This is a genomic window from Burkholderia sp. AU44665 (assembly GCF_030504405.1).
GTDB classification, from domain to species: domain Bacteria; phylum Pseudomonadota; class Gammaproteobacteria; order Burkholderiales; family Burkholderiaceae; genus Burkholderia; species Burkholderia semiarida.
In genome coordinates, this window is the sequence record NZ_JAUJRI010000005.1 from 341,511 (window position 1) to 358,726 (window position 17,216).

Sequence of the window (17,216 nt, forward strand, 5' to 3'; positions counted from 1 at the left end):
ACACCGGCTTACGCGCGCGTCCACGCGACGCACGCCGCGTAGCCGGGCGCCGCGTCGAGCCACGCCGCGTCGAACGCCGCGACGCCGGCGGCGGGCGCGGCCGGCTCGACGATCGTCGTCGCGGGCGTCGCCGCGTCGCGCGGCGGCACGACCGCGAACGCGCGCAGCCCGCCGACGATGCCGGTGCCGAGCGCCTTGAGCAGCGCCTCCTTCGCGGACCACACCCGCATGAATTCACCCTCGCGCGCGCCGGGCGGCAGGCCGTCGAGATACGCGATCTCGGCGGGCGCGCACACTTCGCGCGTCAGCGCACGCCAGTCGGTCGCGCGGTTGCAGCCCTCGATATCGACGCCGACGCGGCCTGCCGGCGCCCACGCGAGCAGCGCGTGTTCGCCCGCGTGCGACACGTTGAAGTCGAGCGACGCGCGATGCGCAGGGTCCAGCGACGGCCGCCCCGCCGCGTCGACGACGATCGCGACCGCGCGCGGCGCGATGCCGAGCGCCGCGCCGAGCACGTCGCGCAGCGCGGCGCGCGTCGCGGCGCTGCGCACCGCATCCTCGTGCCGCAGGAAGCGCGCGGCGCGGGCGCGCTCGTCATCGCTCAGCGCCGCATACGCGGCCGACACGAGCGGCACGCGCCAATCGAAATCGACGCGCGCGATCCGCACGCCGGCGCGCGCCGCGGCGGGCGGCACGTCGAGCGCACGCATGCGCCATGCGCGGGGCGTTTCAACGGAAGAAGCGGAATCGGACGGAATGGACATCGGCGCGCGGCAGTCGGTGCGGTAAAACGAAAGGTCCGATGTTAATCGATCGCGCCGGCCTGCGGCCGCTGCGACACGATCGGGCATTGAACGGGGCTGCGCGATGCGTGCGCGGATGCGCGGTCACCCGTTCGCGGCGATGCCGGGCAAGCCGCTCCCCGTCAGCCGCCCGCGCGACGCCGGGTGCAGCGCGTGCACGACGCCCGGCGCATCGGCCGGCAGCACGCCGTGTTGCAGCCAGTACAGCGCGACGGGCCACAGCGTGTCGGTGAAACGGCTGTGGAAAAACGCGAAATGGCCGATCGCGTCGACGCCGATGTCGGCCGGCGCGATCCGCAGATGCGTGACGTTGCTGCCCGTGTAATAGCCGGCCAGCCGCTCGATCGCGTCGACCGTGCCGAACGCGTCGTCGTCGATACCGATCGCGAGCATCGGCGCCGACAGCCCCGCGAAGCGCGCCGGCAACGCGGTGCGACTCGTGGCGCTGTCGTCGAGCACGCTGCCGATGTAGCCATCCTCGAAACGCGGCTGCGAGCGCGCCCACGACAGTGCGACGCCGCGCGGCGTGTCCTCCATCCAGCCGAGACGCTTCGCGGGCACGTAGCCGAACACGGCCGCGAGCGCGGGCATCGCGACATGCCACTTCCACCACATCCGGCGTCGCTCGGCCGGCAGGTAATCGCGCCAGTACGCATACTGCGCGCCGACGGTGACCACATGCCGCGCGTGCACGTTCGATGCCGCGAGGCCGAGCACGCAGCCGCCGATGCTGTGCGCGACCACGTCGAGCGGCTGCCCCGGAAACGCGTCGCGCGCGTAGTGCAGCGCGGCTTCGCAATCGAGCCGCCCCCAGTCGAGCCAGTTCGCGTGCAGCTTGGCGAGCCGCGCCGGGCGCGACCCGCCGATGCCGCGATAGTCGTAGACGAGCACGTCGCGCCCTTGCGCGAACAGCCAGGCCGCGAAACGAAAGTAGTAGTCGCAGCGCACCGACGTCGCGCAATTGACGACCGTCACGGGCCGCACGGCGCCGCCGCCGCCGCGATGGCGCCAGACGTGGGCGCGCAGTTCGTAGCCGTCGGCTGCGCGCAGCGTCACGGGTTCGGGTGGCAACGCGTCGGCCGTGCGATTGGCCTGTGGCGCGCCGCTGTTCTCGTTCGAAATCGTCATTGTGTCTCCTGTCGACCAGAGTTGGCGCTTTAGCGCCTACTCTGGTCCCATGGCGTGGCTGGTTGGAGTTAGCGCTTCAGCGCTTACTCCAACCCCACGGCGGTCGACCCCAGTTAGCGCTTTAGCGCCTACTCTGGTCCCATGGCGCGGCTAGTTGGAGTAAGTGCTTCAGCGCTTACTCCAACCCCACGGCGGTCGACCGGAGCGAGCGCTTCAACCCCAACCCACCCCCGCCTTCCGCGCCCGCCTCCATTGAACTTGACGCGCGCCGCGTTCTCAACCAATCTTGCCGCTCCGTTCGCATGAGTCACACGCATGTCAACGCCACTCGTCCGTCTCCCGTCGCTCGATCTCGTCCGCGGTTTCGTCGCCGTCGGCCGCCGCATGAGCATCACGCTCGCCGCGCAGGACCTGTGCGTCACGCAGTCGGCGGTCAGCCGTCAGATCCATGCGCTCGAAGCGCATCTCGGCGTTGCGTTGCTGCAGCGCGGCTACCGGAAGATCGCGTTCACGCCGGAAGGCGAGCGACTGTTCCGCGTCGCCGATGCGGCGCTGCACGGCCTGCAGGACACCGTCGCGTCGCTCGCCGCCGGGCGCGAGCGCCGCCCGGTGACGATCACGGCCAGCATCGGCGTCACCGCGCTGTGGCTGCTGCCGCGGCTCGGGCGGCTGCAGGCGCGCCTGCCCGGGATCGACCTGCGCGTCGCCGCGAACGACAAGGTACTCGATTTGCGCGCCGAGGGCATCGACCTCGGCATCCGCTACTGCCCGCGCGAGCGCGCACCAGCCGGCGCGCTGCGGCTGTTCGACGAGATCGTCGTGCCGGTCGCGCATCCCGCGCTCGCCGCGCGGCCGGTCACGAGCGCGGCCGCGATCGCCGATCACGTGCTGCTCGAATTCGACGGGCCGCCGCAACCGCAGTTGCAATGGCACGCGCATCTGCACGCGGCCGGGCTCGGCGACGCGCGCCCGAAAGGCGTGCTGCGCTTCAACCAGTACGATCAGGTGATCCAGGCCGCGATCGCGGGCCAGGGCATCGCGCTCGGGCGGCTCGCGCTCGTCGCGCCGATGCTCGCCGACGGCCGGCTGGCGGCGCTCGGGCCGCACACGCGGACGCCGCCGCCAACGTACGGCTACTGGCTGTTTCAGCACGATCCGGCCCCGCGCCGCGAAGTCGTCGACGTGCGCGACTGGATGCTCGCCGAAGCAGCCGAATGCGATGCGGCGATGCACGCGCACGATACGGCCTCGACCTGAACCCGCAGCTGGGCGGCTGCGCATGACCGCAGGCTCACGCCGCCCCCTTCACATTCGCGCCACGCATGCCAACCTGACCGAATGATCGCTTGAGCGACGGCAGCCGCGCTCGTCTAATCGGATCGAGCGCGGCCGTTTCGCCGCGCGCCTTCATCCGGAGACACGCATGACCCCGATCGAGCAGGAAGTCCGGCGCCGCTGGCTGCCCGTGCTGGCAGGCGGCCTGATCATGGGCGCCGCGCTCGGCATCCGCCACGTGCAGGGCCTGTTCCTCGCGCCCGTGTCGCTCGACCACGGCTGGTCGCGCGAGGCGTTCGGGCTCGCGCTGGCGTTGCAGAACCTGATCTGGGGCGTCGCGCAGCCGTTCACCGGGATGGTGGCCGACCGCTTCGGCTCGGTGCGCGTGATCGTCGCCGGCATGCTGCTGTACGCGGCCGGGCTCGTCACGATGGCGCATGCGGCCACGACCGGCCTGTTCACGGTCGGCGCCGGGCTCGTGATCGGCGTCGCGCTGTCGGGCTCGGCGTTCGCGTCGATCTACGGCGCGCTGAGCCGGCTGTTCCCGCCCGACCGGCGCGGCTGGGCGCTCGGTGTCGCCGGCGCGGTCGGCGGCCTCGGCCAGTTCTGCATGGTGCCCGTCGCGCAGGAGCTGATCGGCGGCATCGGCTGGCGGCACGCGTTCATCGCGCTGGCGCTCGTCGCCGCGCTGCTCGCGCCGCTCGCCGTGTTGCTGCGCGACCGGCCCGCGCAGGCGGCCGCCGCCGGCTCCGACCAGTCGATCGGCGAAGCCGTGCGCGAGGCGTTCGCGCATCGCGGCTTCTGGCTGCTGAATGCGGGCTTCTTCGCGTGCGGTTTCCAGCTCGCGTTCATCGCGACGCACCTGCCCGCGTACCTGCTCGACCACGGGCTGCCGGCGCGCCACGCGAGCGTCGCGCTCGCGCTGATCGCGCTGACGAATGTGGCCGGCACCTACGCGTGCGGCCATCTCGGCGGGCTGCTGCGGCGCAAGTACGTACTGTCGGTGCTGTACCTCGTGCGCGCGCTCGCGATGGCCGCGTTCGTCGCCGCACCGCTGTCGCCCGCCAGTGTCTACGTGTTCGCGGCCGTGATGGGTTTCACATGGCTCGGCACGGTGCCGCTGACGAACGGCGTGATCTCGCAGGTGTTCGGCGTGCGCTACATCGCGACGCTGTTCGGCTTCGTGTTCTTCGGGCACCAGCTCGGCAGTTTCTTCGGTGTATGGCTCGGCGCGCTCGTGTACGACGCGACGCACTCGTACCTGCCGCTGTGGATCGGCTCGATCGCGCTCGGCGTGCTCGCGGCGCTACTGCACTTGCCGATCGACGACGCGCGCGTCGCACGCCCGGCATCGGGCACTGCGGCATGGGCATGATTCGCGCGGCGCTGGCCGCCGGCATGCTCGCGTTCGTCGCGTGGTGCGGCGCGGCCTACCTCGATTCGGGCGTCGCGTACGCGCTGCTCGAGCACGTCGCGTTCTGCAATTGATGCGGCAAACCTCGGCGCCTCGTCAGTGGCGCTTCGGCAACGCGGCCAGCGCATCGAGCGCACGGGCGCGCGCGGCCGCATGCTCGACGAGCGGCGCCGGATAGTCGAGCCCGAGCCGCACGCCGGCCGCGTCGAGTTCCAGCGGCGACGCTTCCCACGGCGCATGGATCGACGTGTTGTCGAGGCCGGCGAGCTCGGGCACCCAGCGCCGTACGTACGCGCCGTCCGGGTCGAACTTCCGGCCCTGCGCGACCGGATTGAAGATGCGGAAATACGGCGCGGCGTCCGCGCCGCAGCCGGCCACCCATTGCCAGCTCGCCGCGTTGTTCGCGGGATCGGCGTCGACCAGCGTGTCCCGGAACCACGCTTCACCCGCGCGCCAGTCGATCAGCAGATGCTTGATCAGGAACGACGCGACGACCATTCGAACGCGGTTGTGCATCCAGCCGGTCGTCCACAGCTGGCGCAGGCCCGCGTCGACGAGCGGATAGCCGGTCCGGCCCCGCTGCCACGCACGCAACGCGGCGGGATCGTCGCGCCACGGCATCGCATCGAATTGCGCACGGAAGTTGTCGGTCGCGAGCGCCGGGAAGTGATACAGCAGCATGTAGCTGAATTCGCGCCAGCCGAGCTCGCTCAGGAATTTGTCGGCGTGCATCGCATACGCCGCGCCGCCTGCGTTCGCGGCGCCCTGCACCGCATGCCACACCTGTCGCGGCGATACGTTGCCGAAGCGCAGGAACGGCGACAGCCGGCTCGTCGCGGGGCGGTCGGGTCGATCGCGCGCGTCCGCATAGCCGGCGAGCGAGGTCGTGAGAAACGTGTCGAGCTGCGCGTGCGCGCCGGCTTCGTCGGGCGCCGGCCACGCCTCGCGCAGGCCGCCGGCCCAGTCCGGCGCATGCGGACGCAATGCGAGCGCATCGAGCGACAGCGCGCGCTCGCGCACGGCCTTCGGCCACGGATGGAACGCGATCCGCTCGGGCGCCGGCAGCGGCGCGGCCACCGTGCGATCGCGGCGCGCCGCGCGCCAGTAAGCGGTGAATACCTGGTACGGGCCGCCGCTGCCCGTCAGCACCTCCCAGGGCTCGTTCAGCAGGCTGCCGTTGCTGCTTTCGACCGTCACGCCCTGCGCCTTGAGCGACGCCTTCAACGCCGCATCGGCGTCGCGCTGTGGCTGCGGATAGCGGCGGTTCCAGTACACGGCCGCGGCGCCCGTGTCGCGAACGAGGCGCTCGATCTCGCGCCGCGCGTCGCCGCGCAACAGCAGCAGGCGCCCGCCATGCCGCGCGAGCGCCGCGTCGAGCCCGGCCAGCGACCCGTGCAGCCACCAGCGCGCCGCGCCGCCGAGCGCGGGCCCGGCGCCCGTGTCCGTGCCGTCGACGAAGACGCAGACGAGCGGCCGGCCCGATTCGACCGCGCGCGTCAGTGCGGGCTGATCTGTCACGCGCAGATCGTCGCGGAACCATACGATCGCTGGGGCAACGGACGACTGGGCGGACACGGGCATCTCGATGACGAAAGGGAAAGGAGATGCGTATTGTCGCGGCTGCGCTGCGCGGTGTCGACGCCGGCCGTTACGGCCGGCGCATCACGGCGACGCCGTGCGCGGCCGCACACGCGGCGCCGACCCGATGAAGGTTGCGGTGCCGGCCGCACGCACGTGATGTTTGCGAGGCTGTCGTCCGTCGACCGGTTCGTACGCTCGGCGCATCGCTGACGCATTGCCCCGCGCATCGACGAACGCAGGAAAGCCGGCCGTGGCCACCTGTGCGGCCGGCTGGTCCGCTTCGCGATGCACGTGCCGCGCGATGGCCCGCCCGGCGCACGGCGCATCGATGTTGGATCAGTCGAGCCGGAACGCGGCCTCGAAGCGCTCGGCGAATGCGTCGAACTCGGCTTCCGGCAGATGGTTGATGCCGCCTGCGCACTTGCGCCCGCCGCCGGTCGCGAAGCCGCGGCAGAACTCGTCCGCACCGATCGGCCGGCCGTCGGGCACGCGTACGCTGACGACGAGCCCGCCGCCCGCGCGCGGCGACAGCACCGCGAGCGCCGTATGCGGCGCATTGCGCATCCGTTCGTTCGCGAGCATGCCGGTCGCGCGCCGCGCCCACGGATGATCGGGCATCCGGACCAGCGTCGCGCCCGGCACCTCACGCAGCGGCGCGAGCGCGCACGCGAGCGCCATGTCGTCGCGATAGCCGTCGCGCAGCGCGGCGAACACGGCCGTCTCGCGCACGAAATCGACTGGATCGGCCCACGGCAACATCGCATCCGCGAGCGCCGCCGGATCGAAATGCAGATCGCCGACGCATTCGCCGTATGCGTTGTAATTCAGGTAGCGCCCCAGCTCGGCGAGGGTGCAGCGCTCGGCTTCGTCGACCCCATGCTCGCGCGCGAGCGAATCGCCGAGCGCCGGCAGTTCGTCGCCATAAGCGGCGACGATGGCCCAGCGCACGTGCCGGCCGCCGAGATAGCGGTTCACGATCGCGCTCGTGCAGACGTCGGCCGCCGTGTCGATATGCGCGTGAAAGCGCGGATCGTCGGGCAGTTCGCCCGCGAAGTGATGGTCGAAATAGCGGACCGTCGCGCCTGCCCGCAGCAGCCGCGCGCAGGCATCGCGGTTCTGGTCGTGCGACACGTCGAGCACGGTGACAAGGTCGCCCGCGCGCGCGTCGATCCGCTCGAGCAGCGTGATGTCGCGCTTCACGCCGGTCACGAGCGTGCCGTGCACGCGTTCGGCGAGCCGCAACTGCTGAAGCGCGCACAGGCCGTCCGCGTCGCCGTTGAACGCGAACACGTGCCGCGCGTACTGGTTGTCCTGCATGATCCGTTGCTCCATCGTCAAGGCATGAAATCGCGTCCGTTCTCGCGTGGCGAGCACGCCGAGTTCCGGCGCCAGATATTTTGCCGCAACCGCGAGCGCGCCTTTCGATACAGCGTAGTCGCGCTCTCGACAAACGGCTTGCGGGTCGCCTGCGTGTCGATCGTCGCGATCGCGCCGCTGCCGCTTCATCGGCGGCACGACTTCCTGTATGGGCACACCGTACGGAGCGCGTGAATATCGAACGTCGCCCCGTCGAGGCCGGTTTTCTCCGCCGGCGCCGGCCACACGCCGTGCGCTCACGCACCGCCTCGACCGCGAGCCTCGCGCCCAGTCCGGCCCGACCTTGAAGCAGCGATCGGTGCAATGTTGCCTTATGTCATACGTCATCAGATGTGAAGACAGGCGCTTTCCATCTCGAGATTTCGGTAATTTTTGATAAATTCCCGGGTAAACCCGCGACCTCTTCGAGGACACTCCGGCGTACCATGTCATACGACGACATACTACATAACCGCCACCCAGATGCCGCTGCGGGCTGCCGCTCCGCCCGCCGACACCCGACCGGAGACACCCTTGAACCCGCCCTCGTCCGCCCTGCCCGGCCGCGATCCGCTCGCGTCCGCCGTCTCGAAAGTGAAGTGGCACGTGCTGCCGCTCGTGCTGATCATGTTCATCGCGAACTACGTCGACCGCGTGAACGTCGGCTTCGTCGATCGCCACCTCGAAGCGTCGATCGGCATCGGCGCGGCCGCGTACGGGCTCGGCGCCGGCCTGTTCTTCGTCGGCTATGCGCTGTTCGAAGTGCCGTCGAATCTGCTGATGCAGCGCTACGGCGCCCGCGTCTGGCTCGCGCGGATCATGGCGACCTGGGGCATCGTCGCGGCCGCGATGGCGTTCGTGTGGAACGACACGTCGTTCTACGCGCTGCGCTTCCTGCTCGGCGCGGCCGAGGCCGGCTTCTTCCCCGGCGTCGTGCTGTACCTGTCGCAATGGCTGCCGCCGCAGGAGCGCGGCAAGGCGATGGCGATCTTCCTCGGCGGCTCCGCGTTCGCGTCGGTGCTGTCCGGGCCCGTCACCGGCGCCCTGCTGTCGATCCGCGGCTTCGGCCTCGCGGGCTGGCAATGGATGTTCCTGATCGAAGGGCTGTTCTCGGTTGCGCTGTGCGGCGCGAGCTGGCTGCTGCTGAAATCGCACATCCGCGACGCGACGTGGCTCACGGCCGACGAACGCACCGCCCTCCAGAACGCGCTGGACGACGAGCGCGCGACGCGCGACGTCCGCTCGAACGTGCCGGTGCGCGCCACCGCGCTGCTGCGCGATCCGCAGATCGTGCTGTTCTGCTTCCTGTACTTCTCGATCCAGTTGACGATCTACGCGGCCACGTTCTGGCTACCCACCATCATCCGCAAGATGGGCGGCCTCACCGATTTCCAGGTCGGCCTGTACAACACGATTCCGTGGATGATCGCGATCGGCGCGATGTACGGCTTCGCGGTGCTGTCGTCGAAGTGGAAGCATCCGCAGCGCTGGCTCGCGTTCGCGCTCGTGCTCGCCGCGTGCGGGCTGTTCGCGTCGACGTCGCCGAATCCGGTGTGGTCGTTCGCGTCGGTCTGCTTCGCCGCGCTCGGCTTCAAGGCGGCAGCGTCGCTGTTCTGGCCGATCCCGCAGGGCTATCTCGACACGCGCGTGGCCGCGGCCGTGATCGCGCTGATCAACTCGGTCGGCAACCTCGGCGGCTTCGTCGCGCCGACGGCCTTCGGCTATCTGAAGCAACATACGGGTTCGATCACGGGCGGGCTGTATGCGCTCGCGATCGCTTCGCTCGTCGCCGCGGTCGCCGCGCTGTTCGCGCGCACGCACCGGCGCAGCGATCCGCCGCGCGGCCGGCCGGCCGACGAATCCTTCACGCACGCCCCGATGCTCCGCCATGCCGAACACTGACCGCCTGACCGTCGTCGTCTCGAATGCCGTCGACGGCGACCTCGCCACGTTCTCCCTCGCCGGCGACGGCACGCTCGCGCCGCTCGCCCGCTATCCGGCGGCCGACGCCGCGATGCCGATCGCGGTGCAGGCCGACCGCGCGCGGCTCTACGTCGCGACACGCGGCGCGCAGCCGACGATCGTCGCGTTCCGCGTCGCCGCCGCCACGGGCGCGCTCGCACGCATCGGCACGACCGCGATCGACGCGAGCCATGCGTACCTGTCGCTCGATCGCAGCGGCCGCTGGCTGCTCGGCGCATCGTACGGCGGGAATTCGCTGAGCGTCTACGACGCCGCGCGCGTGCGCGACGGCGACGGCACGCCGCTGCAGGTCGCCGGCGGCATCGCGAACGCGCATGCGGTGATCGTGTCGCCGGACAACCGCTTCGCGTACGTCAGCTCGCTCGGCTCGGACCGCGTGTTCGGTTTCGCGCTGGTCGAAGACGCCACGGGCCTGCGCGCGGTCGAACACGGCGAAACGCGCGTGCCCGCCGGCTTCGGCCCGCGTCACCTGCGGTTCGCGGATGACGGCCGCACGCTGGTCGTCGTCAGCGAATTCCAGGCGACGCTTGCGACCTTCGCGCGCGACATCGACACCGGCCGGCTCGGCAACTCGCACGTGAGCGCGCGCCATCCGGCCGTCGCCGAACTCGCGCAAGGCCATGCGCGCCCGCCCGCCCCCGCCGAGCCGTCCGTGTGGGCCGCCGATCTGCACCTGACGCCCGACGAACGTTTTGCGTACGTCAGCGAGCGCACGTCGAGCCAGTTGCTCGGCTATCGCCGCGACGAAGATGGCACATTCGTGCCCACCCACGCGACGCCCACCGAGACCCAGCCGCGCGGCTTCGCGATCGATCCGTCGGGACGCTGGCTGGTCGCCTGCGGCGAACAGTCGGAACACGTCGCGGTGTATGCGATCGCGCCGGACGACGGCACGCTGTCGCTGCACGCGCGCGTGCCGAGCGGCCGCGGCGCGAACTGGATCGCGATCGTTTGAACGTCTGAAGGCTTGAAGAAGCATCCGCGCCCGCGCGGGAACCGGCCCGCCGATGCGGGTGCGCCGTTCGGCGCGTTCAGCGCCGCTCGCTCGGCGCCACGCCCGTCCAGCGCTTGAACGCGCGCGTAAAATTGGCGCGGTCGGTATAGCCGACACGCGCCGCGATCTCGTCGACCGGCAGCCGCGTGCCTTCGAGCAGCCGCAGCGCGTCGCGCAGCCGGATCTCGTCGAGCAGCGCCGAATAGGTCGCGCCGTATTCGGCCAGCTTGCGCTTGAGCGTGCGCGCCGACACATGCAGCTCGCGCGCGATATCGTCGACCGACGGATAGCCGCCCTCGCCGCAGATCAGCAGGTTGCGCACGCGCTCGACGATGCTTTCCGCGTAGCCGAGCCGCGCGAGTTCGGCCTCGCACTGCTGGACGATCATCTGCGCGGTCTGCGCGTTCGCGGTGCCGATCGGCTCGTCGAGCAGCGCGGCGTCGCAGCGGATGCGGTTCGCGCTCGCGTCGAAATGGCAGCGCGGCAGGCGCGCGCGATAGCGCTCGAACCACGGCGGCTCCGGCCATTCGAAATGCAGTTCGGCACGCGACTGCAGCGTGCGCCCCGGCGTCGGATACAGCAGCGAATTGAACAGGATCGCGGTCTCGACCAGAAAGTTTTCCACCGCGAACTGGCGCAGCCGGCCGAGCGGAAACGCTTCGCGCACGTCAATGTCGACGATGCCGTCGAGCCGCGCGAGCCGCACCGAGAAGAACGGCACGCGCGTCGGCAGGTAACGGATGCCGAGCGCGATCGCCTCGCCGAGCGTCGCGCAGCTCATCAGCCCGAAGCCGATCAGCCCCGCTTTCGTCAGGCTGCTGCGCAGGCCGATCTCGATCGCGATCGACGGATCGTCGGTCGCGTCGAGCAGGTTGAACACGATCGCCGCCTGCTGCAGCGGCGTGATGCGCGCATCGGGCTGCGCGAGCCGGTCACGCTCGACGCCCGAGCCGGCGAGGATGCGGCCGCCGTCGATGCCGCGCTCCTCGGCCAGCATCAGCATGAACAGCGCATACGCGGACGACACCGTCGCCTTGTTCAACTGGCGCGCGGCATCTGGAACGGACGGGACCATGCGGCTCACTCCGGGCGGTTTCGGCGGATTGTAGCGTCGCTGGCCCTCCATGACACCTTGCCGGCACTCTAGCGCGCCGACATCCGCTCGGGTGCGCGCCCGCCGGCCAACGTGGCCCGAAATGACACCACGATTGGCACCGGCGGCCCTCGCACGCGCTCCGGCACGCGCCTATGCTTGTCACATCGGCATTGCGCCCCACTCCTTCCGCATGGATCCCGGTCGATGAGCCACCCCGCACGAACCGCCTTTCGCCACGACGCAGACAAGGTCGCGTACGTCCGCCGCGAAGTCAACGCCGCGAGCGACGCGATCCGCGCGCGGTTTCCGCTGCTCGACAACCAGAACCTCGTCGGCGCGACCGTGATGGTCGTGTCGGTCGGCGCGATGCTCGCGATCGCGTGGCTGTATGCGCGCGGCGCGATCGCGTGGTACGTCGCGCTGCCGCTCGCCGCGTTCGTCACGTCGTTGATCCACGAGCTCGAGCACGACCTGATCCACCTGATGTACTTCAAGAAGACACCGTGGGCGTATCACCTGATGATGGCGCTGTGCTGGCTCACGCGGCCCGGCACGATCAACCCGTGGACGCGGCGGCGCATGCACCTGCATCACCACAAGGTATCGGGCGGCGAATCGGATCTCGAGGAATTCGGCATCACCAACGGGGAACGCTGGGGCGTGAAGCGCGCGCTGATGATCGCGGACGGCATGCTCGCCGTCGTGCTGCGGCCGGCCGCGATGCGTCGCAAGGTGAAGCAGTACGTGGCCGCGCAGCCGGTGCAGGATCCGTCCGGGCGCCTGCAACTGCGCGTCGAGCAGCTGTCGTCGTACATGCCGATCGGTCACCTGTACTACACGCTGTGGCACGCGTTCATCGTCTATCACGTCGGCCTGTTCGCACTGCATGGGTTCGGCTACGCGGTGACGGTGCCGGCCGTCGTCGAACGCGTGATGAGCGTCGTCGATTTCCTCGCGGTGGTGTGGCTCGGGCCGAACTTCCTGCGCAGCTTCTGCATCAACTTCGTCAGCTCGAACATGCATTACTTCGGCGACATCGATTCGCGCAACGTGATCCAGCAGACGCAGGTGCTGAACCCGTGGTGGATGCTGCCGTTTCAGTTGTTCTGCTTCAATTTCGGCGGCACGCACGCGATCCATCACTTCGTGGTGCGCGACCCGTTCTACATCCGGCAGCTGACCGCGCGCACCGCGCATGCGGCGCTGCGCGAAGTCGGCGTGCGCTTCAACGATGTCGGCACGTTCGCCCGCGCGAATCGCTGGGGCGCCTATCGTCCGTCTCGCGGCACGCGCGACGCGCAGGCCGACGCGTAACGCGTAACGCGTGACGTGTGCGGCGCGCGGCGTCAGCGCCGGGGTCAATCGCCGATCGGCGGCATCGGCCCCTGCCCGCGAATCCACGACCAGTTCGCGAGCTCGGCCATTTCCTTGTCGCCGCGGCTGTCGCCGTACGCGAACAACTGCTTCGGCGGCCGGTTGCCCCACCATCCGCGCAACCGCACGACCTTCTGCGGCCCCCAGCAATTCTCGCCGTCGAGCCGCCCGGCGAAGACACCGCGCTCGAACGCGAGCCGCGTCGAGAGTACCGCGTCGAAGCCGACCGTCTTCGCCCACTTCTCCAGATACAGCGACGGCGACGCGCTGACCAGCACGACTTCATGCCCGCGCGCGCGATGTTCGCGAATGCGTTCGAGCATTTCCGGACGCACGAGGCTCGGCAGATAACTGTCGACGAACGTGCGCGCGTGTGCATCGAGCGCGTCTTCGCGGATCGGCCCGAACGCGAACGACGCGAACTTCGCCTTCGCGTCGCCGCGCGACAGCAGCCCGGCCTTCATCGCGAAGATCCACGGCAGCGCGCGCAGCCCGGCCCACGCGAATCGCGGCGTGCCGACCGCCTGGCGGACGAAATGGCGGAAGCTGTCGGTGGTCGTGATGGTGCCGTCGAAATCGAAGGCGGCGACGATGCGGTCGGTCATGGGGAATCGGCGGGAAAGCGGTGAGATGCCGGGAAGATAGCAGAGTCGCGACCACCCGCGCGAAACCGTATCGCCCGACACGAGACCACGCGCACCGAAGCGCGCGGTCGCATCGTTCCCTCAGCGCGGCGGCCGCGCGGCCAGCGCCGCCGGCAGCACGACGTTCATCAGGTGATCGGCGCGCGACAGCAGATCGGTCACGCGCTCGTCGAGCCCGCGCAGTTGCGCCGGCTGCATCCGGATCTGCTGGACAGCCTGCCCGACGATGTTGCGGCGATCGAACAGCGTGCGCTCGACGCCCGCGTCGTCCGGCGCCCGCACGACGTCCGACACCGCACTCAGCGCCGCGAGCACGACCACGAGGTTCTCTTCCGCATGGCGAACCTTCGCGGCGAGTTCCTCGGTCCGGCGCGGGAAAAAGCCGAGCGACTGCTTCAGCGCGCCGAGCGCCGCGCGGTAGTCGACATGGCTGGACGCCCCGCCGAACCAGCGTTCGAACATGCCGGCCTTGCGCGTTGCCTGCGCGAGCATCCCGGCCATCATGTCGGCCGCGCCGAGCTCGTTGAATTCGCGCGTCGTCGCGGCGACCGCTTCGACGAGGTTGCCGGCCGTCTCCAGCGCACCGTCGCCGATCGTCGCGACCGTCGCGAGCTTCAGCGGCACCAGTTGCCGGATATGCCGCTCGATGCGCGGTGCGTAGTCGGGATAGAGATTCGGAAAGCTGGCCTGTGCGGCGCGGAAACAGGCTTCGAGCTGCGGATGGTTCGATTCGCCGAACAACGCGCGGCCGACCGCATCGGCCGGCGCCGTACGCACGGCTCGATCGGACGCGGGCGCCGGCCCGAGATCGAGCGCCCGCGGGGCGGGCGGCGCCGGCGCACCGGCCGCCGTCGGCGCGTCGAACGCAAGACGCCCGGGCGTAGGCTCGGGCGTCGTATCGAACTCGAGCCGCTTCGGCTCGTCGGACGGATTTGTCATTGCTGCTTCCTGCCCGGCGCGGCGGCGTGCCGCGCGCCGGGCCGCCGCCAGTCAGACCGCGCCGCCGTATGCGCGGACGAAATCGCCGAGGCCGCGGTTGTAGCCCGCGCCGACCGCCTTGAACATGAAGTGGCCGTCGCGACGATAGAAGCTGCCGACCTGCACCGACGTCTCCATCGAGAAGTCTTCCTCGAGCGCATACTTCGCGATCACCGTACCCGACACCTCGTCGGCAATCTGGATATAGCTGTTGCGGACCTGCCCGAAATTCTGGCGGCGCGCTTCGGCCTGGTCGATCGTCACGACCACGGAGATTTCCTCGACATCGGCCGCGAGCTTGGTCATGTCGATGAAGATCACTTCGTCGTCGCCGCTGCCGCTGCCCGTGCGGTTGTCGCCGCTATGCACGACGCCCAGGCACTTCGACGAAGGCATCCCGCGCTTCGGGAAATCGTCGCCTGGCTGGATGAAGGTTTCCTTGCGCTCCATCGTGCGCACTTCGCTGTTGTAGAACACGAAATGCTGATCCGAGATCAGCTTCGGATTGCTCTGCTCGTCGTACTTGCACAGGAACACCGACACGTCGAGATCGAAATCCGTGCCCGTGTCCGTCGCGTTCGCGTCCCAACCGAGACCGATGCGGAATTTCTGCGTGCCGGGCGCTTCCTTCGACAGATTGACGCGACCGCCTTTCGACAAATTGATCATCTGAACCTCTTCTGCGGGAACCGCCGTTACGCCGGCGGCGATGCCGGGCCGCATGGAGCGGCCCCTTCGTTGATGGTTTTCGTGCCGCGCGACGCGCTTACTTGCCCGCCACCGCGGCGCGGTCTTCCCTGCGCTGCACGACGATCGACGACCACACGGCCGCGGCGATCATCGCCGCGCCGATCAGGCCCGTGACGACTTCGGGCACCTCGAACTTCACGCCCAGGAACATGATCGTCGCGAGCGCGCCGATCGCCCAGAACGCGCCGTGCTCGAGAAAGCGGTACTGCGCGAGCGTGCCCTTCTTCAGCAGCACGAGCGTCATCTCCCGGATGTAGGCCGCGCCGACGCCGAGGCCGAGTGCGATCAGGAAGATGTTGTTCGACAGCGCGAACGCGCCGATCACGCCGTCGAAGCTGAACGACGAATCGAGCACTTCCAGATACATGAAGCCCGCGACACCTTCGCGCACCACGCGCGTGCCCGTGTCCTCGCCGCCGACGAGGTCACCCACGCCGTGCGCGATCACGAATCCGATCACGCCGAACGCGCCCGCGAGCAGGAAGCTGACCTGCTCGGCCGCCGGCACGTAGAACGACGCGATGATCACGATCGCGAGCGTCAGCGCCACTTCCAGCGCGGTGATGCGGCCGAGATGGCGCATCGGGCCTTCGAGCAAGCCGATCCAGTGTTCGTCCTTCTCGGTGTCGAGCATGAACTTGAAGAACACCATCAGCAGGAACGCGCCGCCGAACGCCGACACCTCGTGATGCGCGGACGTCAGCACCGCCGCGTACTTGTCCGGCGATTCGATCGCGAGCGTCAGCGCGTCCCACAGGCCGATGTGGCCGATCACCGCGACGATCAGCAGCGGGAACACGAGCCGCATGCCGAACACCGCGACCGGCAGGCCGAACACCATGAAGCGGTTGCGCCACTTCTCCGACCAGTTCTTGAGCACCGACGCGTTGACGACCGCGTTGTCGAGCGACAGCGAAATTTCGAGCACGCACAGGACCGCGACGATCAGCATGTCCTTCACGCCGCCGAGGAGATAGGCCGCGATCAGCGCGAACGCCGTGAGCGACAACGGGATCTTGAAGTCTTTCAACATGATGGGGTAATCGAGTTCAAAAAATGGGTAGGCGGGATACGCTTACTTCACGCGCACCCAGTCGCAGAATTCCTGCGTGATCAGCTGTTCGTAGATCTGTTCGTCGCTCAGGTCGAGCGATTCGAGATGCAGGAAGCCGACGTTCGGCATTTCGTTCGCGACTTCCGCGAGGAAGTCGAATTCGCTCGGGTCGCCGACGCCGACGAGCGACCAGTACAGCGGGAAATGCTGCGAGTCGGCCAGCAGCTGGCGCACGCGCTTGCGGTCGTTCTTCGGGTTCTGGCCGTCGGTGACGAACAGCACCCAAGCGGGCAGATGGCCGTTCGCGGGCGCCGAAGCGGCCGGTGCGGACGTATCGTCCGCGCCGCCGAACAGCCGACTCAGGAAACCGCGCTTTTCTTCGCGCTTCGGCTCCGGCGCGCGGAAGAAGAAGTCGACGATGTCGTTCATCACCGGCGCGTACTGCGTGCCGCCCCACTTGTCGATCCGCGCATTGAGCACATGATCGGAAATGTACGAACCGTAGTTCTCCGGCGTCGCGGTCGGCAGGCGGTCGTAGCCTTCGGTGAAGGTCCACGTATCGACTTCGCCGTTGTCGTCGAACTTCAGCGCGATGCCGAGGATCCGGTCGTGCGTCTCCTGGATCACGCCCGACTGGTACAGCGGCTTCGCGGAGCCCGAGATGTCGAGCGCCGCGCCGACGCGCACGACGGGCGGCTTCAGGATCTGACGTTTTTCGAGGACGATCGCGACCTTCGCCGCGCGTTTCTCAAGCGTAATCATGCGGTGTTCTCTCAGGTTTCTTGG

General features: G+C 69.3%; 17 protein-coding genes. 7 read left to right on the top strand and 10 right to left on the bottom strand.

The features are described from left to right. Positions 1-8: 8 nt before the first annotated feature. Positions 9-764, bottom strand: a complete 756-nt coding sequence (locus tag QZM15_RS14395) for a 4'-phosphopantetheinyl transferase superfamily protein (RefSeq protein WP_059578308.1) — start codon at positions 762-764, stop codon at positions 9-11. A gap of 123 nt (positions 765-887) precedes the next feature. Next, on the bottom strand, positions 888-1,931 hold the full coding sequence (locus QZM15_RS14400) for an alpha/beta fold hydrolase (protein ID WP_059578305.1): 1,044 nt from the start codon (positions 1,929-1,931) through the stop codon (positions 888-890). 315 nt (positions 1,932-2,246) lie between these two features. Between QZM15_RS14400 and QZM15_RS14405 the strand changes: the two genes are divergently transcribed. From QZM15_RS14405 to QZM15_RS14415, 3 genes are all read left to right on the top strand, one after another. Then, positions 2,247-3,188, top strand: a complete 942-nt coding sequence (locus QZM15_RS14405) for a LysR substrate-binding domain-containing protein (RefSeq protein ID WP_302106612.1) — start codon at positions 2,247-2,249, stop codon at positions 3,186-3,188. Positions 3,189-3,354: 166 nt separating this feature from the next. Beyond that, complete coding sequence (locus QZM15_RS14410; protein ID WP_302106613.1) at positions 3,355-4,581, top strand: MFS transporter; 1,227 nt, start codon at positions 3,355-3,357, stop codon at positions 4,579-4,581. Continuing rightward, on the top strand, positions 4,572-4,694 hold the full coding sequence (locus QZM15_RS14415; RefSeq protein WP_059578298.1) for a hypothetical protein: 123 nt from the start codon (positions 4,572-4,574) through the stop codon (positions 4,692-4,694). Before QZM15_RS14410 ends, QZM15_RS14415 begins: the two co-directional genes overlap by 10 nt. 22 nt (positions 4,695-4,716) lie before the next feature. Here QZM15_RS14415 and QZM15_RS14420 read toward each other — a convergent pair whose 3' ends face one another. Together QZM15_RS14420 and QZM15_RS14425 are read right to left on the bottom strand one after the other, a co-directional pair. Next, positions 4,717-6,195 (bottom strand): deoxyribodipyrimidine photo-lyase, encoded by a 1,479-nt coding sequence (locus tag QZM15_RS14420; protein ID WP_302106614.1) that lies wholly within the window; start codon positions 6,193-6,195, stop codon positions 4,717-4,719. A gap of 342 nt (positions 6,196-6,537) precedes the next feature. Then, positions 6,538-7,518: an acetyltransferase gene (locus tag QZM15_RS14425; protein WP_302106615.1), complete on the bottom strand. Its 981-nt coding sequence runs from the start codon at positions 7,516-7,518 to the stop codon at positions 6,538-6,540. A gap of 24 nt (positions 7,519-7,542) precedes the next feature. Between QZM15_RS14425 and QZM15_RS14430 the strand changes: the two genes are divergently transcribed. From QZM15_RS14430 to QZM15_RS14440, 3 genes are all read left to right on the top strand, one after another. Next, complete coding sequence (locus QZM15_RS14430) at positions 7,543-7,752, top strand: hypothetical protein (protein ID WP_226224985.1); 210 nt, start codon at positions 7,543-7,545, stop codon at positions 7,750-7,752. Between the two features lie 339 nt (positions 7,753-8,091). Continuing rightward, complete coding sequence (locus QZM15_RS14435; protein ID WP_302106616.1) at positions 8,092-9,459, top strand: MFS transporter; 1,368 nt, start codon at positions 8,092-8,094, stop codon at positions 9,457-9,459. Then, positions 9,446-10,495, top strand: coding sequence for a beta-propeller fold lactonase family protein (locus QZM15_RS14440; RefSeq protein WP_302106617.1), 1,050 nt, complete (start codon positions 9,446-9,448; stop codon positions 10,493-10,495). The genes QZM15_RS14435 and QZM15_RS14440 overlap by 14 nt, the downstream gene beginning before the upstream one ends. Positions 10,496-10,571: 76 nt before the next feature. On the opposite strand, the gene QZM15_RS14445 is transcribed toward QZM15_RS14440, so the two are convergent. Continuing rightward, positions 10,572-11,609: an AraC family transcriptional regulator gene (locus QZM15_RS14445; RefSeq protein ID WP_059578285.1), complete on the bottom strand. Its 1,038-nt coding sequence runs from the start codon at positions 11,607-11,609 to the stop codon at positions 10,572-10,574. Positions 11,610-11,834: 225 nt separating this feature from the next. On the opposite strand from QZM15_RS14445, the gene QZM15_RS14450 reads away from it, so the two are divergent. Then, the gene (locus QZM15_RS14450) at positions 11,835-12,944 is read left to right on the top strand and encodes a fatty acid desaturase (protein ID WP_302106618.1); all 1,110 of its coding nucleotides are present in this window, start codon (positions 11,835-11,837) and stop codon (positions 12,942-12,944) included. A 44-nt stretch (positions 12,945-12,988) separates the two neighbouring features. Here the strand turns inward: QZM15_RS14450 and QZM15_RS14455 are convergent, their stop codons facing one another. The 5 genes from QZM15_RS14455 to QZM15_RS14475 all read right to left on the bottom strand — a co-directional run bounded on the left by QZM15_RS14455 (position 12,989) and on the right by QZM15_RS14475 (position 17,192). Further along, on the bottom strand, positions 12,989-13,609 hold the full coding sequence (locus tag QZM15_RS14455; RefSeq protein WP_060314183.1) for an HAD family hydrolase: 621 nt from the start codon (positions 13,607-13,609) through the stop codon (positions 12,989-12,991). A gap of 120 nt (positions 13,610-13,729) precedes the next feature. Beyond that, the gene (locus QZM15_RS14460; protein ID WP_302106619.1) at positions 13,730-14,587 is read right to left on the bottom strand and encodes a hypothetical protein; all 858 of its coding nucleotides are present in this window, start codon (positions 14,585-14,587) and stop codon (positions 13,730-13,732) included. A gap of 51 nt (positions 14,588-14,638) precedes the next feature. Continuing rightward, positions 14,639-15,295, bottom strand: coding sequence for a TerD family protein (locus QZM15_RS14465; RefSeq protein ID WP_060314191.1), 657 nt, complete (start codon positions 15,293-15,295; stop codon positions 14,639-14,641). Between the two features lie 97 nt (positions 15,296-15,392). Further along, positions 15,393-16,409, bottom strand: coding sequence for a DUF475 domain-containing protein (locus tag QZM15_RS14470; protein ID WP_302106620.1), 1,017 nt, complete (start codon positions 16,407-16,409; stop codon positions 15,393-15,395). Positions 16,410-16,451: 42 nt separating this feature from the next. Beyond that, positions 16,452-17,192 carry a VWA domain-containing protein gene (locus QZM15_RS14475; RefSeq protein WP_302106621.1) on the bottom strand — a complete coding sequence of 247 codons (741 nt, stop codon included), beginning with the start codon at positions 17,190-17,192 and terminating at the stop codon, positions 16,452-16,454. Between the last annotated feature and the right edge of the window lie 24 nt (positions 17,193-17,216).

Excerpts from the sequence above, each read along its gene's own strand:
- QZM15_RS14475 (WP_302106621.1), bottom strand. The coding sequence starts at position 17,192 with ATGATTACGCTTGAGAAACGCGCGGCGAAGGTCGCGATCGTCCTCGAA.
- QZM15_RS14440 (WP_302106617.1), top strand. The coding sequence starts at position 9,446 with ATGCCGAACACTGACCGCCTGACCGTCGTCGTCTCGAATGCCGTCGAC.
- QZM15_RS14470 (WP_302106620.1), bottom strand. The coding sequence starts at position 16,409 with ATGTTGAAAGACTTCAAGATCCCGTTGTCGCTCACGGCGTTCGCGCTG.
- QZM15_RS14425 (WP_302106615.1), bottom strand. The coding sequence starts at position 7,518 with ATGCAGGACAACCAGTACGCGCGGCACGTGTTCGCGTTCAACGGCGAC.
- QZM15_RS14455 (WP_060314183.1), bottom strand. The coding sequence starts at position 13,609 with ATGACCGACCGCATCGTCGCCGCCTTCGATTTCGACGGCACCATCACG.
- QZM15_RS14450 (WP_302106618.1), top strand. The coding sequence starts at position 11,835 with ATGAGCCACCCCGCACGAACCGCCTTTCGCCACGACGCAGACAAGGTC.
- QZM15_RS14395 (WP_059578308.1), bottom strand. The coding sequence starts at position 764 with ATGTCCATTCCGTCCGATTCCGCTTCTTCCGTTGAAACGCCCCGCGCA.
- QZM15_RS14410 (WP_302106613.1), top strand. The coding sequence starts at position 3,355 with ATGACCCCGATCGAGCAGGAAGTCCGGCGCCGCTGGCTGCCCGTGCTG.
- QZM15_RS14460 (WP_302106619.1), bottom strand. The coding sequence starts at position 14,587 with ATGACAAATCCGTCCGACGAGCCGAAGCGGCTCGAGTTCGATACGACG.
- QZM15_RS14430 (WP_226224985.1), top strand. The coding sequence starts at position 7,543 with ATGAAATCGCGTCCGTTCTCGCGTGGCGAGCACGCCGAGTTCCGGCGC.
- QZM15_RS14405 (WP_302106612.1), top strand. The coding sequence starts at position 2,247 with ATGTCAACGCCACTCGTCCGTCTCCCGTCGCTCGATCTCGTCCGCGGT.
- QZM15_RS14400 (WP_059578305.1), bottom strand. The coding sequence starts at position 1,931 with ATGACGATTTCGAACGAGAACAGCGGCGCGCCACAGGCCAATCGCACG.
- QZM15_RS14415 (WP_059578298.1), top strand. The coding sequence starts at position 4,572 with ATGGGCATGATTCGCGCGGCGCTGGCCGCCGGCATGCTCGCGTTCGTC.
- QZM15_RS14465 (WP_060314191.1), bottom strand. The coding sequence starts at position 15,295 with ATGATCAATTTGTCGAAAGGCGGTCGCGTCAATCTGTCGAAGGAAGCG.
- QZM15_RS14445 (WP_059578285.1), bottom strand. The coding sequence starts at position 11,609 with ATGGTCCCGTCCGTTCCAGATGCCGCGCGCCAGTTGAACAAGGCGACG.